Source organism: Flavobacterium mekongense (assembly GCF_047038255.1).
In the GTDB taxonomy this organism is placed as follows: domain Bacteria; phylum Bacteroidota; class Bacteroidia; order Flavobacteriales; family Flavobacteriaceae; genus Flavobacterium; species Flavobacterium mekongense.
This window is the reverse complement of sequence record NZ_CP174374.1, coordinates 2,388,505-2,411,710: the sequence shown is the minus strand read 5'-3', so window position 1 is coordinate 2,411,710 and position 23,206 is coordinate 2,388,505. Positions and strand designations below refer to the sequence as shown.

The window sequence follows — 23,206 nt, the reverse complement described above, 5'->3', positions numbered from 1 at the left end:
ACAACTTGTTTTTTAAAATTTATATTTCAATCGGTATTACTATTTTCAGTAATAAATCTATGTATTACGTTTTTAGGTAATAATTTAATTTATTACACTTTTTGGTAATTTTTTATTTTTTATTTAAAAAAGAAAGCTTATATTTGATTTATGGTTAGTGTCATAACAGGAGATATTGTCAATTCCAGAAAGCTGTCATCCGAACTTTGGATGGACGGTTTTAAAGCTTTGCTGAATAAATTTGGTAAAACGCCAACCGATTGGGAAATTTATCGAGGAGATGAATTCCAATTGGAAATTAAGCAACCTGAACAAGCACTTTTTGTGGCTTTGCAATTGAAAGCTTACTTCAAAAAACTTAAGTTGGATGCGAGAATGAGTATTGGAATAGGAGACAAAACGTATAAGGCCCAAAAGATATCCGAAAGTAACGGTACTGCTTTTTTGCGTTCCGGTGAAGTTTTCCAGTCTCTGAAAAAACAAAAAGTAAACTTAGCCGTAAATTCGGGAAATGCTGAGTTAGATATCGATTTGAATTTAAAACTTCGTTTGGCTTCAACATTCATGGACAGTTGGTTGCCACAGTCAGCCGAGTTGGTTTTGACAGCCATGCAAAACCCTAATTTGTCTCAAGACGGTATTGGGCAACTGCTGGGCATTAATCAGGCAGCCGTAAGCAGAAGACGCAAACGTGCTCAATTCGACTTGCTTTTGGAAACCGAAAATGATTTCCGTCAGAAAATTAAAAATATAAGCCTATGATTATCTTTGTAAAGCTGCTTTTGGCACACCTCATAGGTGATTTTATACTGCAACCTACTGCTTGGGTCGTCGACAAAGAAAAGAAAGTATACCGCAGTGTTTACCTTTACATACATTCAGCACTTCATGGTTTATTAGCTATCGTATTGATAAACGAAACAGCTTTTTTAAGATATGCATTACTTTTGGCCGTTTTACATGGGTTAATCGATTTTTTGAAGTTGCAATTCCAACAAAAGCAAACCAAACGCAATTGGTTTATTGCGGATCAATTGTTGCATCTTTTGGTTTTGATAGGTATTACTTTTTTGTACCATAACCAAATCCCAGATTTTTCTTTTGCGGATAATCATTTTTGGATTGTAGTTACAGCTTTGGTATTGCTTACAAAACCGGCTTCTATTATCATCAAGAACATTATTTCGATTTGGACTCCCGAAAATAAGTTGGATAAGACTGACGATTCACTCCAAAATGCCGGTAACTATATTGGAATATTGGAACGATTGTTTGTGTTTTACTTTGTAATGACCGGTCATTATGAAGCCGTCGGTTTTTTGTTAGCCGCCAAATCCATATTCAGATTCGGGGATTTAAAAGAAGCCAAAGATCGTAAGCTAACCGAATATGTTCTCATCGGAACCTTATTGAGTTTTGGTTTGGCCTTTCTGGTAGGCTTGCTAACAAACTACTGCTTACTTTTTGGCTAAAATCTTCTGATTGATTTCCTTAATCAAAGATGGACCTTCGTATATAAATCCGGTGTACAATTGTACCAAACTTGCCCCGGCTTCTAACTTATCAATGGCATCTTGAGCCGAGTGTATGCCACCAACACCAATAATAGGGAAGGCTTTATTGCTTTTCTCGGATAGAAAACGAATGACTTCTGTGGAACGATTGGTTAGTGGTTTGCCTGATAATCCGCCAGCTTCTGCTTTATTTTCAGATTGTAATCCATCGCGTGAAATGGTGGTGTTAGTAGCGATAACCCCTGCAATTTTAGAATCGTTTATAATATCAATAATATCCAACAATTGTTCGTTGGTCAAATCAGGGGCAATTTTTAATAAAATCGGCTTCGGATTTTTGTGTAATAAGTTATGCGATTGCAAAGTATTGAGCAATTCGGTTAAAGGTTCTTTTTCCTGTAATGCTCTTAAATTAGGGGTATTAGGCGAGCTTACGTTCACCACAAAATAATCCACATAATTAAATAGAGCATCAAAGCAAATCAGATAATCTGAAGTAGCATTTTCGTTTGGCGTTACTTTGTTCTTACCGATATTTCCGCCAATTAAGACACCTTTGTTTTGTTTTAAGCGAAGCACAGCCGCTTCAACGCCGCCATTATTGAATCCCATTCGATTTATAATAGCGTTGTCTTCTTTCAAGCGAAACAATCGTTTTTTCGGATTACCGTCTTGTGGTTTTGGAGTTAAAGTACCAATCTCAATAAAGCCGAAACCAAAATTGGACAACTCGTTATACAACTTGGCATCTTTGTCGAAACCGGCAGCAAGTCCAACCGGATTTTTGAATTTTAAACCAAAGACTTCCCGCTCCAAACGTTGGTCATCAACTGCGTAAATCGATTTTAATAAGTTAGGAACAAAAGGAATTTTGCAAAGAAATTTAACCAACGAAAAAGTGAAATAATGCACTTCTTCCGGATCAAACCTAAAAAGGATAGGGCGAATGAGTAGTTTGTACATGAGTTGTGTTGTTGCAGTGCAAAGATAATATTTTATTTGATTGTTAGAAACGCCCTTTAGGCTTTAGACATGCTTCGCTCTTAGATAATTAGAAATGTCAAAATTTCTAACAATCTAAAAAGTCTAATAATCTATTAATTTAAGAGGCACAGCCGTATCCAAAAAAATATTATTTTAGCCAAACAATACCAATTCCATGATTTCAGAAGCACAATTCCAAAACGAACTCAATTTAATCATTCAAAACGGCATTCGCGAAGACATTGGTCCGGGCGATTACAGTTCGCTGGCTTGTATTCCCGATACGGCGCAAGGGCGAGCCAAATTGCTGGTAAAAGACAACGGAATCATTGCCGGTGTTACTTTTGCCCAAATGATATTCGAAAATGTTGATCCAACGTTGGAGGTTGAAGTTTTTATCCAAGACGGTACGCCTGTCAAACACGGCGATATTGTATTTCACGTTTCAGGCAGTTCACAATCCATTTTAAAAGCTGAGCGTTTGGTGCTGAACTCCATGCAGCGTATGTCGGCTATAGCCACTAAAACCAACAGCTATGTTCAATTGTTGGAAGGTACAAAAACCAAAATCCTGGATACTCGAAAAACCACACCGGGTTTCCGAGCTTGCGAAAAATGGGCCGTGAAAATAGGTGGCGGCGAAAACCATCGTTTTGCTTTGTATGATATGGTAATGTTGAAAGACAACCACAACGATTTTGCCGGCGGTATTACGAATGCAATCCACAAAACCAAAGCCTTTTTGAAGCACAATAATCTCGATTTAAAAATTATAGTCGAAGCCAGAAGTTTGGCGGAAATAGAAGAAATTCTCCAAAATGATGGTGTGCATCGCATCTTAATTGACAACTTTAATTTTGAAGACACCGAAAAAGCTGTAGTACTTATCGGCAATCGTTGTCAGACCGAATCTTCGGGAAATATCAACGAAAGAACCATCCGTCAATATGCCGAATGTGGCGTTGATTACATTTCATCCGGTGCTTTAACGCATTCGGTGTATAACATGGATTTAAGTCTGAAAGCCTTTTAAAATGAGCATCGAAATAGAGGACAAACTCAAAAAAATACCTATTGTCAGGACCTTAGTCTTGCTATTGCAAAAAATCCCTTTGCCATGGCTGCACGGTTTGTCACTCTATGATTTGATTGAACATTACATCATCGGAATTGTTGAAGGCGCCATTTCCTATCGTGCGGCAGCCATTGCTTGGAGTTTCTTTATGTCGCTTTTCCCGTTTGCACTTTTTATTCTTAACCTTATTCCTTACATTCCTATTGAAGGTTTTCAAGATGATTTTCTGAGTTTTGTAAAGCAAAGTGTGCCGCCAACCACATATGATGCCATTTATAAAATCATTAATGATATTTTGCACAATAGTAACTCGGGTTTAATTTCGACTGGTTTCTTTATGGCGATTATCTTGATGACCAATGGAGTCAATGCCATATTAGGTGGCTTCGAGAGTTCACATCATATCGATTTTTCACACAAGCGTAAATTTTTCCGCCAGTATTTTGTGTCTTTGGCGCTTTCAATTTTGTTGGCCTTGCTTTTAATTATTACAGTGGCAGCCATAGTGGTTTTTGAAGTTTTTATTCAAAAAACTAAAATCCAAGATGTGCTTTCCGACAACATTCCGCTTATTGAAATGGGCCGCTATATTTTTGTGATTTTAATGATTCTTTTTTCCACATCGCTATTGTTTAAATTCGGTATCAAACGCGATTCACGTAGATCGTTTATTTCTATAGGTTCCGTTTTTACCACTATTTTGATTATTCTTTCGTCTTACACTTTTGGAATTTGGGTAGTGAAGTTTTCCAAATACAACGAATTGTATGGCTCCATTGGAACGCTCTTGGTAGTGATGTTTTACATTTGGATTAACTGTATGATTTTGCTTTTAGGCTTCGACTTAAACGCTTCTATTAATAAAATAAAACGGCAAAAAGAAAAAGAATTAGAATCAAAATGAAAACTTATTTGATACTCGGATTTTTACTGATTTCTCAGAGCAGTTTTTCCCAAACAATTTTAGGGAAATGGACAACTATTGATGACGAAACCGGAAATAAAAAAGCGGTTGTTGAAGTTTTTGAAGAACAAGGCAAGTTTTTTGGCAAAATCATTGAAATATTGGAACCTGAAAAAAGGAAACAAAAGTGTACTAAATGTGAAGGCGCTGATAAAGACAAACCCATTTTAGGATTAACGATAATCAAAGGTCTGACTAAGAATGGAACTAGTTACGAAGGTGGAGCAATAACTGATCCCAAAAACGGTAAAACCTACCGATGTAAAATTAGTTTGGAGGGTAAAGATAAATTGATTGTTCGAGGCTATTTAGGCATTTCTCTTTTTGGCAGATCACAAACTTGGATTAGACAAAAATAATTATCCTTGATGAATTATTATATTGAAGTTATCATTCCGCTTTCCTTACCTAAAACCTTTACGTACAAGGTTTCGGAATCCGAATTTCAATACATTCAAAGAGGCATGCGTATAGCAGTGCCATTCGGCAAAAACAAGATTTATACGGCTTTGGCTATCGACCTGCATCAAAACGCTCCGACACTTTATGAAGCGAGAGAAATTCACCAAATTTTAGACGAGCAACCGATAGTCAACGAATTTCAAATCAACCATTGGTTTTGGATAGCTTCCTATTATATGTGTGCTATCGGCGATGTGTATCGTGGTGCTTTGCCTTCGGCTTTATTGTTGGAGAGTGAAACCATCATTTCCCAACAAAAAGAAACAGTAGTCAACGAAAGCGAACTTTCCGACGACGAGTTTTTAATCTACGAAGCCTTGCAACACCAAAGTTCGTTGAAAGTGCAAAACATCATGGATATCCTGAATAAAAAATCGGTTTTGCCGGTGATTCAAAAGTTGTTGCACAAAAACATCATTTCTTTGGAAGAAGAAATTCAAGAGGTATATAAACCTAAGCTCATCCGATATATTCGTTTGCATTCACAATACCAAACTGAAGCCAATTTGATTGCTTTGCTGGACAGTTTTAATAAAAATGCAGGCAAGCAAAAAGAATTGGTATTGCAATATTTTCAGCTTCAAGCCCAAGAGCGCAAACCTATTACGGTCAAGCAACTTACGGAAAGTGCTAATACATCAGTTGCAGTTATCAAGGCTTTGGTGGATAAAGGTGTTTTTGAAACCTATTATATACAGGAAGACCGCGTTAATTTTGCTCAAAATCAACAAGAAAACAAACTCACGTTGAGTAAAGCCCAGCAAAACGCGCATGATGAAATTGTTAAGACGTTTACCGGTAAAGATGTTTGTTTGTTGCACGGTGTAACCTCAAGTGGGAAGACTGAAATTTATACCAAACTCATTGAGGATTATATAGCGCAAGGCAAACAAGTATTGTATTTATTGCCCGAAATTGCTTTAACTACTCAATTGGTTTCGCGATTGACCAAACATTTCGGAAATAAAGTTGCTGTTTTTCATTCCAAATACAGCAACAACGAAAGGGTAGAAGTATGGCAAAATGTTTTGCAGCAATCTCAGAATGCGCAAATTGTTATCGGAGCGCGTTCGGCTTTGTTTTTGCCGTTTGCCAATCTCGGGTTGATTATAGTTGATGAAGAACACGAGCCGACATTCAAACAACAAGATCCGGCGCCTCGTTATCACGCTCGTGATGCTGCTATTGTTTTGGCTAATGCGCATCAATCCAAAGTATTGTTAGGTTCGGCTACGCCTAGTATTGAGACTTATTACAATGCAACTTCAGGAAAATTCGGTTTGGTTGTTTTAAAAGAGCGTTTCGGCAAAGTACAAATGCCGGAAATTGAATTGGTGGATTTAAAGGATAGTTATTTCCGCAAAAGAATGAAAGGTCATTTTAGTCTGACACTCATTGAACAAATCACCGAAGCTTTTTCTAATAACGAACAAGTAATTCTATTTCAAAACCGTCGCGGCTTTTCACCAGTATTGGAATGTTTAACTTGTGGTCACGTGCCGCAATGTCCGCAATGTGATGTAAGTTTAACATACCACAAATACAAAAACCAGTTGCGTTGTCACTATTGTGGCTACAATATGGCTAAACCAACCAATTGCCATTCTTGTTCGAGTGTTGATTTAGAAACGAAAGGTTTTGGGACCGAGCAAATTGAGTTAGAATTGGCTTCTTTGTTTCCCAACAAAAACATCAAACGTATGGACCAAGACACCACGCGTGGTAAATACAGTTTTGAAAAAATCATTGACGGCTTTAAGAATCGGGAAATAGATGTGTTGGTGGGTACCCAAATGTTGGCCAAAGGTTTAGACTTCGATAATGTTTCTTTGGTTGGCATCATGAATGCCGACAATATGTTGTACCATCCGGATTTCCGAGCATTTGAGAGAAGTTATCAAATGATGACGCAAGTCGCCGGTCGCTCGGGCAGAAGTGAAAAACGCGGTAAAGTTATTATTCAAACCTACAATCCGTTGCACAATATCATTCAGCAAGTAACGCACAATGATTACGAAGGCATGTACAAAGAACAATTGTACGAGCGAAAGATTTACTATTATCCGCCGTTTTATCGTTTGGTGCGCTTAACCTTAAAGCACCGCGATTTCGAAAAGCTCAAAGAAGGCTCTATGTGGTTGTATCAAGTATTAAAACAAAACTTATCGATTCCGGTTTTAGGCCCGGAAGAACCGGCTGTGAGTCGCATTCGCAATGAATACATTCGAACTATAATGATTAAAATACCAACGGATGCGTCATTACAAGGCACAAAAAAAACTATCCAGAAAGTACTGAATAGTTTTGAAGTGGTAGCGCAATACAGAGCCATAAAGGTTACTGTAAACGTTGATTTTTATTGAGTAAATTTAAGCAATCGCTAAAGCTTTAATTAAATCTTCTTTCTTATTACGACTCAAAGGAATCTTGGTCATACCAATTTCGGCAAACTTACTGTTAAATCGTTCTACTTTGTCTATATTAATGATGTAAGACTTGTGAACTCGGATGAATTTTTCTTTCGATAAATCCTGTTCGAACGATTTCATGGTAGAGAGTACCAAGTTGCTGTCGTCTTCCGTAACTACTTTTACATAATCACCGTAGGCTTCAATCCATTTGATTTTATTAGTGTAAACCTTCAATTTTTTGAGGTTACTCTTAATAAAGATGTGTTCGCCTTCTTCTTCCTGGTTTTCTTTCTTGAGCATATGGAATTCCATAGCTCTTCGAACGGAAGCATTAAAGCGATCCAAGGCAATAGGCTTTTGTAGGTAATCGGTAGCGTCATAATCAAACGCTTTCATAGCATATTCCGCCTTAGACGTGATAAAAATAATTTGGGGTTTTACTTTTAATCCGTCTAAAAAATCAAATCCACTGATGACCGGCATCTCGATGTCGAGAAAAATTAAGTCAACCGTGTGTACCGACATGCAATTCTTTGCTTCGATTGCATTAGAAAAATCACCTACTAAATGTAAATTTGGGTGATTATTTACTAGCTTTGCAATGATCATTCTCTGAATAGAACTATCATCAACAACAACACAATTTAATTTCATAATTTTATTTATTATAGATTTGGTTTTGTAAAAATAGATAGTTTTTTTTTATCTACCTAACATTTCGTCGATTTTTTTTGCTTTTAAACGATATTTTTTACTTTTAGACGATTTGTGTTGTTTTGTGATTGTTAATTGAACAAGTATTTTATATCTTCGCGCCCAATTTAAAATTTAACAAAATTTATTATGAATCATTACGAAACTGTTTTCATCTTAAATCCCGTTTTATCTGAAGTTCAGGTAAAGGAAACAGTAAGCAAATTTGAAGATTTTCTTACGTCAAGAGGAGCCAAGATGGTATCAAAAGAGGATTGGGGGTTAAAAAAATTAGCTTACGAGATCCAAAACAAAAAAAGTGGTTTTTACCATTTGTTTGAATTCCAAGTAGCTCCGGAAGTCTTAATTGCTTTCGAAACTGAATTCAGACGCGACGAAAGAGTGATGCGTTTCTTAACTGTAAGTTTAGACAAACACGCAGTAGCTTGGGCTGAAAGAAGAAGAGAAAAATTAAAAGTAAAAGCGTAAGTAGTATGTCAACAATCGAACAATCTGCAAAAGGAAAAAAAGACGGAGATATCAGATATTTAACGCCTTTAAACATTGAAACCAACAAAACTAAAAAGTATTGTCGTTTCAAAAAATCAGGAATCAAATACGTAGACTATAAAGATCCTGACTTTTTATTGAAATTTGTTAACGAGCAAGGTAAAATTTTACCACGTCGTTTAACCGGAACTTCATTAAAATATCAAAGAAAAGTGTCTGTAGCTGTAAAAAGAGCTCGTCACTTAGCTTTAATGCCATACGTGGCCGATTTATTAAAATAATATTTAAACAATAGTTGTTGGTTTTCTGTCAAGAAACCTAACTTCTCTAATAAAGGACAACAACATGGAATTGATCTTAAAACAAGACGTTCAAAATTTAGGTTTTAAAGACGATGTGGTAACTGTAAAAAACGGTTACGGTCGTAATTACTTAATCCCGCAAGGTTTTGCTGTTTTAGCAACACCATCTGCTAAAAAAGTTTTAGCTGAAAACTTAAAACAAAGAGCTTTCAAGGAAGCTAAAATTGTTGATGATGCTAAAAAATTAGCGGAAGCTTTAAAAGCATTAGAAATTAAAATTTCTGCTAAAGCCGGTGGCGAAAAACTTTTCGGTTCTATCACTAACATTGACATTGCTGCTGCTTTAGAAGCTGCCGGTCAACCAATCGATAGAAAATTCATCACTTCAGGTGTGGTAAAACGTACCGGTAAATACGCTGCCAGTGTAAGATTACACAGAGAAGTAGTTATCGAATTGCCATACGAAATTGTAGCTGAGAAATAATATTTCAACATACAGTAAAGAAAGTCCCGATGTAAGTCGGGATTTTTTTTTACTTCGTCAGTTCGCTTCGCTCGTGTGAAGCTATTTCCCGCTATACGTTGCAATCTTTTTATTTTTAATGAAAAATAAAAAGGATTTCCACTGCAAACACGAAGTGTTCATCGAACTCAGATAAAAAATAAGAATATTGTGAGATAATCTGGGCTAAGCTTTAGTGTTAATACAAAACCTCAGACTCCTAGAACCTTTAAAGAAAATGAAATACAAAAGACTCACCAAAGAACAATTCGAAGCCTTACACCAAGAGTTCAGTAACTTCTTAGCTACGCAATCTATAGACAAAGCCGAATGGGATTCGATTAAAACCAACAAACCCGAAGTAGCCGAACAAGAACTGGATGTGTTCTCTGATTTGATTTGGGAAGGCGTACTCACCAATGCACAGTATTTAGAACATTTTTCTAAAAATCATATTTTCCTTTTTCATTGTCAGGAGAAATTAATCCAATCGATAGTCTTAAAATCATTGGTTACTGAAATTGATTTCATGCAAAAAGAGGGATTGCAATGGTTAAGCGATAATATGTTTACGGATCATGTTGAAATTCATTTGGGTAAAAAAGAGTACGAGCAAGAACGGAATACCGCCATATTTGATTTAATTACCCAAGGCGCTATCTTGAGTGACGGACAATTGTACTTGCAAATCAATGGAATAATTCAGTCGTAAGCTATACTGCTTTTTCAAAAATATTGGCTATTTTAGTGCACACATTTTGCCATTAGTATAGCCAATTTTTTATGGATATTCACAAGATAATTCAAGACTTACGCGACGAACTTAACCAACACAATTACAACTATTATGTGTTGGACAATCCTACCATATCCGATTTGGAATTCGACCAAAAGCTCAAGCAGCTGCAGGAATTAGAAAGCCAACACCCGGAATTATTTGATGAAAACTCTCCAACTCAACGTGTTGGCGGAACGATTACCAAAAATTTCCAAACGGTAGTACATGATTATCGTATGTATTCGTTGGACAATTCCTATTCCAAAGAAGATCTAATTGATTGGGAAAACCGCATCCAAAAAGTTTTAGGTAATGTACCGTTGCAATACACTTGCGAATTAAAATACGACGGTGCTTCCATTTCCATTACTTATGAAAACGGTAAACTCAAACGCGCGGTAACACGTGGTGACGGTTTTCAGGGCGATGATGTGACCAATAATATCAAAACCATCAAGTCGATTCCGCTCCAACTCAAAGGAGATTTTCCACAGCGATTTGACATTCGTGGCGAAATTATCTTGCCGTTTGAAGGTTTTGAAAAGATGAATCAAGAGCTTATCGAAATAGGTGAGACACCATATTCCAATCCGAGAAACACCGCTTCAGGTAGTTTGAAATTGCAAGACAGTAGTGAAGTAGCCAAGCGACCTTTAGAATGTTTGTTGTACTTTATAGTGGGAAACAATCTCAACATCAAAACCCAATTTGAAGGTTTGGAAGCAGCCAGAAATTGGGGATTCAAAGTGCCGAAAGAAGCCAAATTGGCCAATTCTTTGACCGAAGTTTTTGACTACATCAATTACTGGGATGAGCATCGACATCAATTGCCTTATGAGACTGATGGTGTCGTTGTTAAAGTTAATAGTTTTCAACAACAAGACGAGTTGGGCTATACCGCTAAATCACCGCGTTGGGCTATCGCTTACAAATTCAAAGCGGAACAAGTTTCTACCAAGCTTAATTCGATTTCCTATCAAGTAGGCAGAACAGGCTCGATTACGCCGGTAGCCAATTTAGAGCCGGTACAATTGGCGGGAACTGTAGTAAAAAGAGCTTCCTTGCACAATGCCGATCAAATTGAAAAATTAGACATCCGCATCGGTGATACCGTTTTTGTAGAAAAAGGAGGTGAGATCATTCCGAAAATCATCGGGGTAGATTTTTCTAAAAGAAATGCCGCTTCGGAACCTACAGTTTATATTAATCATTGTCCGGAATGCCAAACCGAATTGGTGCGTAATGAAGGAGAAGCCAATCACTATTGTCCGAACTTTTACGGTTGTCCGCCACAAATTATAGGTAGAATACAACATTTCATCACTCGAAAAGCCATGGATATTGAAGGTTTGGGTGGCGAAACGGTTGCTTTACTTTACAACAATGGTTTGGTAAAAGATTATGCTGACTTATATGAGTTAACAGTCGACCAAATCTTACCATTAGAACGAATGGCCCAGAAATCGGCTGAGAACTTGGTTAATGGTGTACAAAAATCTAAGGAGGTTCCGTTTGAAAGGGTTTTGTATGCTATTGGAATTCGCTATGTGGGTGAAACAGTGGCTAAGAAACTGGCCAAGCATTATAAATCGATTGACGCAATCAGAAATGCCTCTTTGATGGATTTGATTTTGGTGGATGAAATAGGAGAGAAGATCGCCCAAAGTGTTATTGAATTTTTTGAAAATCCTGAAAATGTCAACATTATTGAACGGTTAAAACAATACGGTGTTCAAATGGAACTGGTAGCAGTGCACAATCCGAATGCCACCAATAAGTTAGCCGGTAAAACCTTTGTAGTTTCCGGAGTATTTGAAATGTTCTCCCGTGATGATTTGAAAAAAGCCATTGAGGATAACGGTGGTAAAGTAGGGAGTTCTATTTCGGCTAAAACAGATTATGTAGTTGCCGGAGAAAATATGGGTCCGGCTAAATTAGAAAAAGCCAATCAATTGAAAGTGCCGATTATAAGTGAAACTGATTTTATGACCATGATAAAAGACTAATATTTCTTACGAGTCCATGCAATTTGTTAAAATTTTTAACATTTAATTATTAAGATGTGAAATATTAGTTTAATTTTATTTCCCTAATAAGCAATAACTTAAATATGCATATGGGTAGTAATGATTATTTGAAGCGATGGAGTAATAATAAAATTGCCAGTATATTATTGACTACTTTTTTTATTGTTTCTTTTATTGAAATCACTGCGGAGTACAACGATGACAGGTATCTTGTTTGGTTGACAAAACCCCTGATTTTGCCGTTTCTTATTGCATATTATGTTAGGCGTTCCCATAAAATCAATCCTTATTTTTTGGCAGCCTTGTTTTTTTCTTGGGTGGCTAATTTATTTTTTATAGAAAAAGCATGGAATTATATTGTTTTTGGGGTAGCTTGTTTTTTGGTTTACAGAATTCTTGTCATAGGTATAGTGTTGAAAAAAACTAAAATGCCGAGTTTGTTGCCTTTGATTATAGGAAGTCTTCCCTTTGTTTTTATTTATGCTTCAGTAGCCATTTTTACCTTTAGTACCTTGGGCGACAGTTTGTATCTTTTTTTAATTCAAGGTCTTTTTACAGTGTTTTTAGGAGGTTTGAGTTTAGGGAATTATATGATGGTTTCCAATAAGACCAACAGAATCCTCTTTATTAGTACTATGTTATTCGCCATTAATCAATTCATTTTCTTATTGCGATTTTATTACGAAGATGCTAATTTGTTCCAGGCTATTTCTATGGTGTTTTTTGTTTGGGCTCAATTTTTATTGACCAAATACATACTCAATACAGAAAAGCAGAGAAATCGTTATCTCATTGTAAATAAGCTGAATGAAGTTGGTTAATCCTCTAAAATAACTATAGTTTATGTTACAAAAAGGGAAAATAGTAAAGTATTTGACTGCTTGTTTTTTTGCTGTAGGCATACTTGAAGTTGTTTCAGAATATCTTCAGAATAAATTACTTATTATTAGTTTAAAGCCACTTATACCACTTTTGCTGATTGTAATTTATTTTATAGAATCAACCCATAAAAACAAGCTATTTGTTTTTGTACTGTTGTCTTCTCTGATAACCAATATCTTATTCATTCCTAAATCGACTGAATATTTGCAATACGCCTTGATTGCTTTTACCATCCACAGGATATTAGTTGTAACGATGGTCTTAAGATTGCAAAAGATTAAGGATTATATTCCTTTTTGTATAGCAACGCTGCCTTTTTTATTGGTCTTTTTTTATCTGTTTATGGAAACCGCCGAAATCCCGCAGAGGAGCTATGCCTTATTGCTTGTTCAAAACATTTTGATTTCGATTTTTTCCGGTTTGGCTTTATCAAGTTATGTCATGCATGATAACAAACAAAACTCGGTATTACTTATAGCCGTTTTACTCTTCGTTATGTTACAATTTATAGTGTTTATTGAAAAATATCTCTTAATTAATGAGTTTACAGCCATATTTCGTCCATTGGCAATGACTTTCAATGTATTGGCTTTTTTTTCACTCTACAAGTATGTAATTACGGCCGAGCAATCAAACCAAAATTGATTTTCCTTTGGTAATAACATTGGTGTCATCATCAAAATAAAAATCAATTCTACCTAAGTTAATTCCGTAACACCCAACTTGATTTACCAATACATCTTGTCCTTCAATATTTTTTAATACCGTTGGTTTGTCCAAAAAAGTGTGGGTATGACCGCCAATGATTAGGTCGATGTCTTTGGTTAACGTGGCCAATTTAGTGTCGCAAATTTTATCCGGTTCGTCTTTATATTTATAACCCAAATGCGATAAACAAATGACCAAATCACATTTTTGTTCTTGTTTTAATATTTTAGCCATGTCTTTTGCTACCTCGACAGGATCAAGATAGACTGTTTCTTTGTAATTTTTTTTATCAACCAAGCCGTCTAAGCCTACACCTAAACCAAAAACGCCGACTTTTATTCCGTCTTTGTTCAAAATTTTATAAGGCTTTACATGACCATTCATAATGGTGTTCTTAAAATCATAATTGGCCGATACAAATTCAAAGGAAGCATGAGGTAATTGTGCATACAAGCCATCAATGCCATTATCAAAATCGTGATTTCCTATGGTGGCTAAATCGTAACGCATCATGCTCATCAGTTTGAATTCCAATTCACCGCCGTAATAGTTAAAGTAAGGCGTTCCCTGAAAAATATCTCCGGCATCCAGCAATAAAACATTTGGATTTTCTTTTCTAATGCTTTCAATCAAAGCTGCTCTTCTCGCCACGCCACCCATGTTAGGATTTCTGGGATGATTGGCCGGAAAAGGATCAATATAGCTATGGACATCATTGGTATGTAAAACAGTCAGTTTTTTAGTGCTGACGGTTTTAAAACTACTCAATGACAAACCGCCCAATCCCAACAACGCAGAAGTTGCCGCTGTTTTTTGTATAAAATCTCTTCTTTTCATTTTACTGTTCTTTTCGAATTCGTTGGTCTTTTTCGGCTTTGATTTCTTGATGGGTTTTGAAATAATCGATAATAATATTGCGGAGCTTGTATTCTAAATCATAGCGTTCTGTTGCCTTTTTAAAGAAAACCATATTGTCTCCGCCATTTACTAAATAATCAGAAGTAACTATGTAGTATGTTTTTTCCCTATCTAAGGATTTTCCATTGATTAAAACATCTTTGGCTTGATTGTCCTTTGTAATAGTGAAAGTTAATCCCTTTAACGGATGTGGTTTTTTCTCGGCGATAAGGTATTGCACCATGTCCAGAATATTTTCTCCTTTCAAACCAACCACTATAGCGGTGTTTTCAAAAGGCATAATTTCATAAGCATTTCTGGCGGTTACATTCCCTTTTGAAATAATAGTACGAATACCACCGTGATTGAGCAAACAAATATCAATCTCTTTTTGTACTCTTTGTTTAAAAACAACATTGGATTTTTCAAAAGTAATGTCCGATAAAAAATTACCCATAGGGGTTTGCCATTCTCCAGATTTGTCGATGGTTTCCGGGGCATTGGCCAAAACCAAACTCAAATCTTTATCAATATTTTCTCGGTAGGGTTTGATGAAGTTTTCAATATCCGTTGCCTGCTTGGTCGCTGTATCATCCGTATTTTCAGTAGGTTGACTAATCCCAATTTCTCTACCCTCAATTTTGGTGATGTAGAATTTTTTTTCGGCACAGGATGTAAATGCGGCAAATGTTAATAATAAAACAAAAAGTTTCGTTACAACGTTATAGTTTTTTAGATTTACCATCGCTTTTGGCTCTTATTTTTAGTAATATTGCAATTCAAGTAAAAGTAGTATGTTTTTAAATTACTTAAAGGATTTTTCAACAAAAAAAATAGTTAAAAAAAGGTTATCAAATGTAAAGCATTTGACCTCAGAGGCTAAAATAAAAACGGTTGGAATTATCTTTGATGAATCCTATTTTACAGAAAGAGAAGCATTGGTTCAGGAGTTAATCCAAAACGGCATTGATGAAAAAGCCGTTAAAGTATTGGTTTTTAAAGATAAAATCAAGAAAAACGAACAGTTCGATTATCCTACCTTCAGTTATAAAGATTTGAGTTGGCACGGTACAGTGGATAAAAATGAAGTCAAGGAATTTATAGCAGAGCCGTTTGATTTGTTAATCAACTATTATGATACTGAAAAAGTAGCCTTGTTATTGGTCTCTAATTTGTCAAAAGCTATTTTTAAAGTTGGTTTTGCTTCTGTTGATAAACGACTTAATCACTTTATGATTAATACCAACGCAGAGAATTACAAAGTCTTTGCTGAAGAGATGTTCAAATATTTAAGAATTCTAAACAAAATTTAAAATGCAATCATTAATTGGTACCGGAGTTGCGTTAGTTACCCCTTTTAAAAAAGATTTTTCCGTAGATGTTGACGCTTTAAGAGCGATAGTAAATTTTCAAATTGACAACGGTATAGATTATTTGGTGGTTTTAGGAACTACTGCCGAAAGCGCAACTTTGTCTAAAGAGGAAAAAGAGTTGGTGATACAAACGGTGGTGCAAACCAATAAAGGAAGATTGCCGTTGGTTTTGGGTGTAGGCGGTAACAATACACAAGAAGTGGTAGCCGAATTGAAATCGAGAGATTTTAGTGATTTTGTAGCGGTGCTTTCTGTTTCTCCATATTACAATAAACCAACCCAAGAAGGGATTTACCAACATTTCAAAGCAGTGGCTGAAGCTTCTCCGCTTCCTGTTATCCTTTACAACGTTCCGGGTCGTACGGCCAGTAATATGTTGCCTTCAACAGTAATACGCTTAGCCAAAGATTTTAAAAATATTTTCGCCATAAAAGAAGCAGCAGGCGACATTGTACAGGCAATGAAATTGATCCAGCAAGCTCCAAAAGATTTCTTAGTGATTTCGGGAGATGATATGGTAACTTTACCAATGATTTTAGCTGGCGGAGCAGGGGTAATCTCTGTCATAGCCGAAGGATTTCCGAAACAGTTCTCTGAAATGGTTCATTTAGGATTGAATAAAAGAGTAGAGGAAGCTTACAAACTTCATTACCTCATGATGGATGCTATCGATATGATATTTGAACAAGGCAATCCTGCCGGAATAAAAGAAGTCTTTAAAGCTTTAGGCTTAGCCGAAAACACCGTTCGTTTGCCATTGGTGAATGTAGATGAAAATTTGGCCAATCGACTTAAAGATTTCACAAATAAAATCTCAATAATGTAGTTTTTCTGCCTGCAAAAAAAATATTTTGCGGTAAACAATTAATAACTAAATTTGTCCCCTATTTCTGGGACTGGTTTAAAGTCGGAAATGACTTAAATATCAGTAATCTTAAACAGTATAATGAAGAAATTTTTAGCCCTTATAACCATTGTTGTTTTTTTTGCTTCTTGTAGCGAGTACCAAAAGGCTTTAAAGTCCGAGGACATCGGAGTGAAGTTTACTATGGCAACCAAAATGTACGAAGCTGGCAAATACAACAAAGCGATTCGATTGTTTGAGCAAATTGCACCAAGTTATAAAGGAAAGCCTCAAGCAGAACGTTTGTTCTACATGTACTCGCAATCACTCTATAAAACCAATCAGTTTTATTTGGCCGGATACCAATTTGAAAGTTTTTCTTCCAGTTATCCTAAAAGTGAAAAGGTAGAAGAAGCTTTGTTTTTAGGTGCTAAGTGTTTCTCCAAACTTTCTCCGGTTTATAGTTTGGATCAGGTTGATACTTACAAAGCCATTGATAAGTTGCAAAATTTTATCGATGTTTATCCGAATTCTACTTATTTGGCTGAGGCCAATGAATTAGCCAAAGTCCTGAGAGAGAAATTGGAAAAGAAGGCTTTTGAAAATGCCAAACAGTACAATACCATATCCGACTATAAGGCCGCTATGGTTGCTTTTGATAATTTTATCATCAATTATCCCGGAACACCTTACAAAGAGAAAGCTCTTTTTTATAAATTAGATTCTGCTTACAACTTGGCTATCAATAGTGTAGTTTTCAAAATGGAAGAACGGTTGAATGCTGCATTAGCCGCTTACCAAAGTTTAATCAAGTTCAAGCCGGATACAGAGTTTAAAACAAAAGCTGACGAAATGTTAGCTCGAATTGAAAAAGATTTAAAACAATTTTCTAAATAATTAAGTCATGGATTTAAAAAAGACGAATGCACCGGTAAACACAATTACCTACAACAAAACGGCAATTGAAGAGCGTACCGGCAATGTTTATGAGGCAATTACAATAATGGCTAAAAGAGCAAACCAAATCAATTCTGAAATCAAAAAAGAATTGACTGAAAAGTTAGAAGAGTTTGCTACTTATAATGATAGTTTGGAAGAAATCTTCGAAAATAAAGAACAAATCGAAGTTTCTAAATTCTACGAAAAGTTGCCAAAACCTCATGCATTAGCCGTTCAAGAATGGCTTGATGACAAGATTTATTACAGAGATACTACAAAAGACTAATTACAATGTCTGTTTTAAGCGGTAAAAAAATATTACTCGGTGTTTCAGGGGGAATTGCTGCTTACAAAACGGCTACATTAGTCAGATTATTTATAAAAGCCGGTGCCGATGTCCAAGTGGTCATGACACCGGCTTCTAAGGATTTTGTAACACCGTTAACATTATCCACACTCTCCAAAAACCCGGTACATTCTACATTTTATAATGATGAAGATGAAAATGCACTTTGGAACAATCATGTTGAATTAGGACTTTGGGCCGATTTGATGGTAATTGCCCCGGCTACAGCCAATACTTTGTCCAAAATGGTTAATGGCAATTGCGATAACCTTTTAATTGCTACTTATTTATCCGCTAAATGTCCGGTTTACTTTGCGCCGGCCATGGATTTAGATATGTACAAACATCCTTCCACTCTTTCAAGTTTTCAAACCCTAAAACAATTTGGTAACACCATTATTCCTGCTGAGAGTGGTGAATTAGCCAGTGGTTTATCCGGAGAAGGACGTATGGCGGAACCCGAGAATATCGTAGCATTTATTGAACGTGATTTAGAAAGTCAATTGCCACTGAGAGGTAAGCAGTTTTTAATCACTGCCGGTCCAACTTATGAAGCCATTGATCCTGTTCGTTTTATAGGCAATCACTCAACCGGTAAAATGGGTTTTGATATCGCCGAAAGTGCGGCTAAATTAGGTGCTCATGTTACCTTGGTTTCCGGTCCGACCGCTTTACAGGTTAAAGGCAGTAACATTAATTTGATTCGAGTAACTTCAGCAGCACAAATGTTTGAGGCTTGTCATCACTATTATAAAAATGTTGATGTAGCCATTTGTGCAGCCGCTGTGGCCGATTATAAACCTAAATTCACTGCCGATCAAAAAATAAAAAAGAACGAAAGTACACTTACTTTAGAGCTTGAAAAAACACAAGATATTTTAGCTTCGCTGGGGCAAAGCAAACAAAACCAGTTCTTAATTGGATTTGCTTTAGAGACCGAAAATGAAATTGAAAACGCAAAGTTGAAAATTCAGAAAAAAAACTTAGATTTGATTGTTTTAAATTCGCTCCAAGATGAAGGTGCCGGTTTTGCTCATGCTACCAATAAGGTTACTTTTATAGATAAGAACTTTCTGGTTGATCCAATGCCATTGAAGTCGAAAGAAGCTGTAGCGAATGACATCATCAATAAAGTAATATCGCATTATGAAAAAAATAGCTAGTTTTCTTTTCTTGTTTACTATCGGTTTTGCCCAAGCCCAACAATTGAATTGTACTGTTCAAGTCAATTCCGATAAAGTGACCAATGCTAATACTCAAATTTTTAAGAATTTGGAAAAGTCCATCAGCGAGTTTGTAAACAAAACCGATTGGACCGGAGAAGAATATAAGCAACATGAAAAAATTAACTGTTCAATGGTCATCACCGTTAACAGCTATGATTCAAACCAGTTTAGTGCCACTTTACAAATTGAATCGTCCCGACCGATATTCAATTCCTCTTATTCGTCCCCGGTTTTCAATTACAATGATAAAGACTTTAATTTTCGTTATATAGAGTTTGAAAATTTAATCTTTAATCCGGCCAGTTTCGATTCTAATTTAGTATCAGTATTAGCATTTTACAGTTATATGATATTAGGTTTTGATGCCGATACTTATGCTTTAAACGGTGGAAGATCATGGTTTGACACTGCCCAACAAGTATTATCTGTGGCACAACAAAGCGGTTACAAAGGTTGGACGCAAGCCGATGGCAATCAAAACCGTTATTTTTTAATCAGTGATTTGTTGTCGGGAACTTTCGATGCTTTCAGAGAATCCATGTACCTATACCACAGAAACGGATTGGACAACATGACCAAAGATACCAAAGCTTCCAAAGAAAAAATTATTGAATCTATCAATACACTGAGTGCAATTTATAACGTTCGTCCGAACGCTTTTTTGACTCGTGTGTTTTTTGACGCCAAAGTAGACGAAATTGTTTCTATCCTTTCAGGCGGACCAAAAGTACAGTTGTCGGACACCATTGACACTTTAAACCGAATTTCCCCGCTTAATTCAGCTAAATGGTCTACTATTAAGTTGTAATTTTTTACTGCTTTAAATTTCTTATCATTCTGCTATCATGATTACGTCGCTGTCGATTGAAAATTTTGCCTTAATTGAAAAATTGAACATTGATTTTTCTAAGGGTTTTTCAATTATAACAGGAGAAACCGGTGCCGGAAAATCGATACTTCTCGGTGCTTTGGGATTGGTACTTGGCAAAAGAGCCGATTTGTCTTCCTTAAAGAATAAAGAAGAAAAGTGTATAGTTGAAGCCAATTTTAATATTGGAAAATATGATTTGCGATGGTTTTTTGAAGAATATGACATGGATTATGAAGAAGAAACTATCATCAGAAGAGAAATTTTGCCTTCAGGAAAATCCAGAGCTTTCGTAAACGACAGTCCGGTCAACTTGCAGCAATTGCAAGACTTGAGTCAGTTTCTAATTGATGTTCATTCACAACATCAAACCTTAGAATTGTCGGATGAGGAATATCAATTTAAAATTATTGATGCCATTGCAGCCAATCAGGATGTAAGAGCTTTGTATACTGCAAAGTTAAAGCAATTTCGTATGGCTAAGTCTGATTTGGAGTCAAAGCAAAACACTTTGTCGGCCATTTTAAAGGAGAAAGATTATAATGAATTTTTATTTCGGGAATTAGAATCTGCCCAACTCAAGGCGGGCGAATTGGAAGAATTGGAGAAAAGTTATGAGGCTCTGAATAATGTGGAGTTCATTAAAGACAATCTCTCTATGTTATTGGCTTTGGCTAACGAAGAACAATTTGGTTTGTTGAAAAACTTAAAAGAGTTCAAAACAGTATTGCAAAAAAACAGCGGGTTTTCTACCGAATACCAGTCGTTATTTGAAAGAACCAATTCGGTTTTAATTGAGTTAGACGATATCGTTAGCGAATTGGCTAAAGCATCGGATTCTGTTTTCAGTGATCCGGAAAAGTTGGAACAAATAAATCAAAAATTGCAACTGATTTACACTTTACAAAAGAAGCACCAAGTTTTAACAGTTGAAGAATTGATCGAGATTCAAAACGAATTAGAATCAAAAGTAATTTCGGTGGCTACTCTTGAGGAAGAGATTGTCGCATTGCAAACTAACATTCAAGCCATAGAATCGGAATTGGCAAAAATTTCAGAGGAATTATCCAATAGTAGGAGGGCGGCTATACCGGGATTAACCGCGCAATTAGTTCAGATTTTATCACAACTTGGTATGCCGAATGTACGGTTTAAAATAGAGATTTCTACATCTGAAACTTATCGCAATAACGGGAAAGATGTTTTAGAGTTTTTATTTTCTGCCAACAAAGGAACTGATTTCGGTTTATTAAAAAAAGTAGCTTCCGGAGGAGAAATGTCGAGAATAATGTTGGCCGTCAAATCAATTCTGTCTCAATATTCTAAATTACCTACTATTATTTTTGATGAAATTGACACTGGTGTTTCGGGAGAAATTGCTAATAGAATGGGTGAAATCATGCAGCAAATGAGTCAAACCATGCAGGTTTTTGCCATTACCCATTTGCCCCAAATTGCTGCAAAAGGTGTTTCACATTACAAAGTATATAAAACCGTTTACGAAGAAAGTACAATATCAGAATTGAAGTTGCTATCCAATGAGGAGAGGGTATATGAAATTGCAGAAATGCTTTCCGGTAAAGACATCAGTGATTCGGCATTGAATCATGCGAAAGCATTGCTAAACTAACCGTTAAAAATTGTTACTTTTGTATCACTTTTTTAATTTAAATAAGAGAACTTAATTTCTACAGTATATGATTATAGAACCAAGAATGCGCGGCTTTATTTGCTTAACAGCTCATCCTGACGGGTGTGCTCAAAGCGTTAAAAATCAAATCCAATATGTACAATCTAAAGGAACCATTGATGGCGCCAAAAAAGTTTTGGTCATTGGAGCCTCAACCGGTTTCGGTTTAGCTTCCCGTATCACCAGTGCTTTTGGTTCTGGTGCTGCTACAATTGGTGTTTTCTTTGAAAAAGAGCCGGCAGAGGGAAAGACAGCTACTCCGGGTTGGTATAATACAGCCGCTTTTGAACAAGAAGCGCATAAGGCAGGACTTTATGCTAAGAGTATCAATGGAGATGCTTTTTCCAATGAAATCAAACAAAAAACAATCGATTTAATTAAATCTGATTTAGGTCAGGTTGATATGGTAATTTACAGTTTGGCCTCTCCGGTCCGAATGCACCCTGTAACAGGCGTTTTGCACCGTTCAGTTTTAAAACCAATCGGCAATACCTTTACGAATAAAACAGTTGATTTTCACACCGGAAATGTCACTCAAGTTTCTATTGAACCAGCTAATCAGGATGACATAGATAATACGGTGGTGGTAATGGGAGGAGAAGATTGGGCTATGTGGATGGAAGCTATGCAACAAGCCGGAGTTTTGGCAGAAGGTGTTACCACAATTGCTTATTCTTACATCGGCCCTGAAGTTACAGAAGCGGTTTACCGAAAAGGAACAATCGGAAGAGCCAAAGACCATTTAGAAGCCTCTGCCTTTGAAATAACCGACAGTTTAAAATCGGTTAACGGAAGAGCTTATGTATCGGTTAATAAGGCTTTAGTAACTCAGGCCAGTTCAGCCATACCGGTTATTCCGCTTTACATTTCTTTGTTGTACAAAATAATGAAAGCAGAAGGTGTTCATGAAGGTTGTATAGAACAAATTCAGCGCTTGTTTTCTGAGCGATTGTATGCCGGTACTGAAGTGCCAACTGATGACAAGGGCAGAATCAGAATTGATGATTGGGAGATGAGAGAAGATATTCAAGAAAAAGTGAAAGCTTTATGGGCTACAGCTACTACCGAAAATCTTCCTGAAATTGGAGATTTGGCCGGGTACAAACAAGATTTCTTGAATTTATTCGGATTCGGTTTTGAGGGTGTCGATTATCAAGCGGAAGCTAATGAGATGACATTAATACCCAGTATCATCAATTAATAAAGTTTTT

General features: G+C 36.2%; 25 protein-coding genes. 21 read left to right on the top strand and 4 right to left on the bottom strand.

Going from position 1 to position 23,206, the window contains the following annotated elements:
- Positions 1-150 precede the first annotated feature (150 nt).
- Both ACJG85_RS10450 and ACJG85_RS10445 read left to right on the top strand, forming a co-directional pair.
- The gene (locus ACJG85_RS10450; RefSeq protein WP_412476367.1) at positions 151-762 is read left to right on the top strand and encodes a SatD family protein; all 612 of its coding nucleotides are present in this window, start codon (positions 151-153) and stop codon (positions 760-762) included.
- A complete protein-coding gene (locus ACJG85_RS10445) occupies positions 759-1,472 on the top strand; it encodes a DUF3307 domain-containing protein (protein WP_409677762.1) in 714 nt (237 codons plus the stop codon). Before ACJG85_RS10450 ends, ACJG85_RS10445 begins: the two co-directional genes overlap by 4 nt.
- Here the strand turns inward: ACJG85_RS10445 and ACJG85_RS10440 are convergent.
- Complete coding sequence (locus ACJG85_RS10440) at positions 1,458-2,477, bottom strand: quinone-dependent dihydroorotate dehydrogenase (RefSeq protein ID WP_412476366.1); 1,020 nt, start codon at positions 2,475-2,477, stop codon at positions 1,458-1,460. The two genes, ACJG85_RS10445 and ACJG85_RS10440, sit on opposite strands and share 15 nt — an antisense overlap.
- Before the next feature lie 196 nt (positions 2,478-2,673).
- On the opposite strand from ACJG85_RS10440, the gene nadC reads away from it, so the two are divergent.
- Genes nadC through priA form a run of 4 tightly spaced genes read left to right on the top strand, consistent with a single transcriptional unit; the run spans position 2,674 to position 7,362 of the window.
- Positions 2,674-3,531: a carboxylating nicotinate-nucleotide diphosphorylase gene (gene nadC / locus ACJG85_RS10435; RefSeq protein WP_412464017.1), complete on the top strand. Its 858-nt coding sequence runs from the start codon at positions 2,674-2,676 to the stop codon at positions 3,529-3,531.
- 1 nt (position 3,532) lies between these two features.
- On the top strand, positions 3,533-4,477 hold the full coding sequence (locus ACJG85_RS10430; protein WP_409677756.1) for a YihY/virulence factor BrkB family protein: 945 nt from the start codon (positions 3,533-3,535) through the stop codon (positions 4,475-4,477).
- The gene (locus tag ACJG85_RS10425; RefSeq protein ID WP_409677754.1) at positions 4,474-4,896 is read left to right on the top strand and encodes a DUF2147 domain-containing protein; all 423 of its coding nucleotides are present in this window, start codon (positions 4,474-4,476) and stop codon (positions 4,894-4,896) included. The genes ACJG85_RS10430 and ACJG85_RS10425 overlap by 4 nt, the downstream gene beginning before the upstream one ends.
- Positions 4,897-4,905: 9 nt before the next feature.
- Positions 4,906-7,362 carry a replication restart helicase PriA gene (priA, locus tag ACJG85_RS10420; RefSeq protein ID WP_412476365.1) on the top strand — a complete coding sequence of 819 codons (2,457 nt, stop codon included), beginning with the start codon at positions 4,906-4,908 and terminating at the stop codon, positions 7,360-7,362.
- Between the two features lie 6 nt (positions 7,363-7,368).
- On the opposite strand, the gene ACJG85_RS10415 is transcribed toward priA, so the two are convergent.
- Complete coding sequence (locus tag ACJG85_RS10415; RefSeq protein ID WP_324690562.1) at positions 7,369-8,064, bottom strand: LytR/AlgR family response regulator transcription factor; 696 nt, start codon at positions 8,062-8,064, stop codon at positions 7,369-7,371.
- A gap of 189 nt (positions 8,065-8,253) precedes the next feature.
- Here ACJG85_RS10415 and rpsF point away from each other — a divergent pair, with 189 nt between their 5' ends.
- The 7 genes from rpsF to ACJG85_RS10380 all read left to right on the top strand — a co-directional run bounded on the left by rpsF (position 8,254) and on the right by ACJG85_RS10380 (position 13,749).
- Positions 8,254-8,592 carry a 30S ribosomal protein S6 gene (rpsF, locus tag ACJG85_RS10410; RefSeq protein WP_295333071.1) on the top strand — a complete coding sequence of 113 codons (339 nt, stop codon included), beginning with the start codon at positions 8,254-8,256 and terminating at the stop codon, positions 8,590-8,592.
- A 5-nt stretch (positions 8,593-8,597) separates the two neighbouring features.
- Complete coding sequence (gene rpsR / locus ACJG85_RS10405) at positions 8,598-8,894, top strand: 30S ribosomal protein S18 (RefSeq protein WP_020211613.1); 297 nt, start codon at positions 8,598-8,600, stop codon at positions 8,892-8,894.
- A gap of 64 nt (positions 8,895-8,958) precedes the next feature.
- Complete coding sequence (gene rplI / locus ACJG85_RS10400; RefSeq protein WP_324690565.1) at positions 8,959-9,399, top strand: 50S ribosomal protein L9; 441 nt, start codon at positions 8,959-8,961, stop codon at positions 9,397-9,399.
- Between the two features lie 256 nt (positions 9,400-9,655).
- The gene (locus tag ACJG85_RS10395; protein WP_412464014.1) at positions 9,656-10,129 is read left to right on the top strand and encodes a DUF6495 family protein; all 474 of its coding nucleotides are present in this window, start codon (positions 9,656-9,658) and stop codon (positions 10,127-10,129) included.
- 71 nt (positions 10,130-10,200) lie between these two features.
- Positions 10,201-12,201 carry an NAD-dependent DNA ligase LigA gene (gene ligA / locus ACJG85_RS10390; protein WP_409677746.1) on the top strand — a complete coding sequence of 667 codons (2,001 nt, stop codon included), beginning with the start codon at positions 10,201-10,203 and terminating at the stop codon, positions 12,199-12,201.
- Positions 12,202-12,311: 110 nt separating this feature from the next.
- The gene (locus ACJG85_RS10385; RefSeq protein ID WP_412476364.1) at positions 12,312-13,043 is read left to right on the top strand and encodes a lysoplasmalogenase family protein; all 732 of its coding nucleotides are present in this window, start codon (positions 12,312-12,314) and stop codon (positions 13,041-13,043) included.
- A gap of 22 nt (positions 13,044-13,065) precedes the next feature.
- Positions 13,066-13,749, top strand: coding sequence for a hypothetical protein (locus tag ACJG85_RS10380; protein WP_412476363.1), 684 nt, complete (start codon positions 13,066-13,068; stop codon positions 13,747-13,749).
- Here the strand turns inward: ACJG85_RS10380 and ACJG85_RS10375 are convergent.
- Entirely contained in the window at positions 13,735-14,649 is a 915-nt protein-coding gene (locus ACJG85_RS10375; protein WP_412464010.1) for a bifunctional metallophosphatase/5'-nucleotidase, read from the bottom strand. The genes ACJG85_RS10380 and ACJG85_RS10375 overlap by 15 nt on opposite strands.
- A 1-nt stretch (position 14,650) precedes the next feature.
- Positions 14,651-15,454, bottom strand: a complete 804-nt coding sequence (locus tag ACJG85_RS10370) for a 5'-nucleotidase C-terminal domain-containing protein (RefSeq protein ID WP_412464009.1) — start codon at positions 15,452-15,454, stop codon at positions 14,651-14,653.
- A gap of 49 nt (positions 15,455-15,503) precedes the next feature.
- On the opposite strand from ACJG85_RS10370, the gene ACJG85_RS10365 reads away from it, so the two are divergent.
- From ACJG85_RS10365 to fabV, 8 genes are all read left to right on the top strand, one after another.
- Positions 15,504-16,022, top strand: coding sequence for a DUF6913 domain-containing protein (locus tag ACJG85_RS10365; RefSeq protein ID WP_409677736.1), 519 nt, complete (start codon positions 15,504-15,506; stop codon positions 16,020-16,022).
- A 1-nt stretch (position 16,023) separates the two neighbouring features.
- Positions 16,024-16,908 carry a 4-hydroxy-tetrahydrodipicolinate synthase gene (dapA, locus tag ACJG85_RS10360; RefSeq protein WP_412476362.1) on the top strand — a complete coding sequence of 295 codons (885 nt, stop codon included), beginning with the start codon at positions 16,024-16,026 and terminating at the stop codon, positions 16,906-16,908.
- A gap of 120 nt (positions 16,909-17,028) precedes the next feature.
- Complete coding sequence (locus tag ACJG85_RS10355; protein WP_409677732.1) at positions 17,029-17,823, top strand: outer membrane protein assembly factor BamD; 795 nt, start codon at positions 17,029-17,031, stop codon at positions 17,821-17,823.
- 7 nt (positions 17,824-17,830) lie between these two features.
- Positions 17,831-18,151, top strand: coding sequence for a DNA-directed RNA polymerase subunit omega (locus ACJG85_RS10350; protein ID WP_409677730.1), 321 nt, complete (start codon positions 17,831-17,833; stop codon positions 18,149-18,151).
- 5 nt (positions 18,152-18,156) lie between these two features.
- Positions 18,157-19,374 (top strand): bifunctional phosphopantothenoylcysteine decarboxylase/phosphopantothenate--cysteine ligase CoaBC, encoded by a 1,218-nt coding sequence (gene coaBC, locus ACJG85_RS10345; RefSeq protein ID WP_409677728.1) that lies wholly within the window; start codon positions 18,157-18,159, stop codon positions 19,372-19,374.
- Complete coding sequence (locus ACJG85_RS10340) at positions 19,358-20,245, top strand: DUF4835 family protein (protein WP_412476361.1); 888 nt, start codon at positions 19,358-19,360, stop codon at positions 20,243-20,245. The genes coaBC and ACJG85_RS10340 overlap by 17 nt, the downstream gene beginning before the upstream one ends.
- Before the next feature lie 37 nt (positions 20,246-20,282).
- Complete coding sequence (gene recN, locus ACJG85_RS10335) at positions 20,283-21,935, top strand: DNA repair protein RecN (RefSeq protein WP_412476360.1); 1,653 nt, start codon at positions 20,283-20,285, stop codon at positions 21,933-21,935.
- Between the two features lie 67 nt (positions 21,936-22,002).
- A complete protein-coding gene (gene fabV, locus ACJG85_RS10330) occupies positions 22,003-23,196 on the top strand; it encodes an enoyl-ACP reductase FabV (protein ID WP_412464005.1) in 1,194 nt (397 codons plus the stop codon).
- The last annotated feature ends 10 nt before the right edge of the window (positions 23,197-23,206 follow it).

Coding starts and splice junctions, on each gene's coding strand:
- ACJG85_RS10450 (WP_412476367.1), top strand. CDS start 151: ATGGTTAGTGTCATAACAGGAGATATTGTCAATTCCAGAAAGCTGTCA.
- ACJG85_RS10445 (WP_409677762.1), top strand. CDS start 759: ATGATTATCTTTGTAAAGCTGCTTTTGGCACACCTCATAGGTGATTTT.
- ACJG85_RS10440 (WP_412476366.1), bottom strand. CDS start 2,477: ATGTACAAACTACTCATTCGCCCTATCCTTTTTAGGTTTGATCCGGAA.
- nadC (WP_412464017.1), top strand. CDS start 2,674: ATGATTTCAGAAGCACAATTCCAAAACGAACTCAATTTAATCATTCAA.
- ACJG85_RS10430 (WP_409677756.1), top strand. CDS start 3,533: ATGAGCATCGAAATAGAGGACAAACTCAAAAAAATACCTATTGTCAGG.
- ACJG85_RS10425 (WP_409677754.1), top strand. CDS start 4,474: ATGAAAACTTATTTGATACTCGGATTTTTACTGATTTCTCAGAGCAGT.
- priA (WP_412476365.1), top strand. CDS start 4,906: ATGAATTATTATATTGAAGTTATCATTCCGCTTTCCTTACCTAAAACC.
- ACJG85_RS10415 (WP_324690562.1), bottom strand. CDS start 8,064: ATGAAATTAAATTGTGTTGTTGTTGATGATAGTTCTATTCAGAGAATG.
- rpsF (WP_295333071.1), top strand. CDS start 8,254: ATGAATCATTACGAAACTGTTTTCATCTTAAATCCCGTTTTATCTGAA.
- rpsR (WP_020211613.1), top strand. CDS start 8,598: ATGTCAACAATCGAACAATCTGCAAAAGGAAAAAAAGACGGAGATATC.
- rplI (WP_324690565.1), top strand. CDS start 8,959: ATGGAATTGATCTTAAAACAAGACGTTCAAAATTTAGGTTTTAAAGAC.
- ACJG85_RS10395 (WP_412464014.1), top strand. CDS start 9,656: ATGAAATACAAAAGACTCACCAAAGAACAATTCGAAGCCTTACACCAA.
- ligA (WP_409677746.1), top strand. CDS start 10,201: ATGGATATTCACAAGATAATTCAAGACTTACGCGACGAACTTAACCAA.
- ACJG85_RS10385 (WP_412476364.1), top strand. CDS start 12,312: ATGGGTAGTAATGATTATTTGAAGCGATGGAGTAATAATAAAATTGCC.
- ACJG85_RS10380 (WP_412476363.1), top strand. CDS start 13,066: ATGTTACAAAAAGGGAAAATAGTAAAGTATTTGACTGCTTGTTTTTTT.
- ACJG85_RS10375 (WP_412464010.1), bottom strand. CDS start 14,649: ATGAAAAGAAGAGATTTTATACAAAAAACAGCGGCAACTTCTGCGTTG.
- ACJG85_RS10370 (WP_412464009.1), bottom strand. CDS start 15,454: ATGGTAAATCTAAAAAACTATAACGTTGTAACGAAACTTTTTGTTTTA.
- ACJG85_RS10365 (WP_409677736.1), top strand. CDS start 15,504: ATGTTTTTAAATTACTTAAAGGATTTTTCAACAAAAAAAATAGTTAAA.
- dapA (WP_412476362.1), top strand. CDS start 16,024: ATGCAATCATTAATTGGTACCGGAGTTGCGTTAGTTACCCCTTTTAAA.
- ACJG85_RS10355 (WP_409677732.1), top strand. CDS start 17,029: ATGAAGAAATTTTTAGCCCTTATAACCATTGTTGTTTTTTTTGCTTCT.
- ACJG85_RS10350 (WP_409677730.1), top strand. CDS start 17,831: ATGGATTTAAAAAAGACGAATGCACCGGTAAACACAATTACCTACAAC.
- coaBC (WP_409677728.1), top strand. CDS start 18,157: ATGTCTGTTTTAAGCGGTAAAAAAATATTACTCGGTGTTTCAGGGGGA.
- ACJG85_RS10340 (WP_412476361.1), top strand. CDS start 19,358: ATGAAAAAAATAGCTAGTTTTCTTTTCTTGTTTACTATCGGTTTTGCC.
- recN (WP_412476360.1), top strand. CDS start 20,283: ATGATTACGTCGCTGTCGATTGAAAATTTTGCCTTAATTGAAAAATTG.
- fabV (WP_412464005.1), top strand. CDS start 22,003: ATGATTATAGAACCAAGAATGCGCGGCTTTATTTGCTTAACAGCTCAT.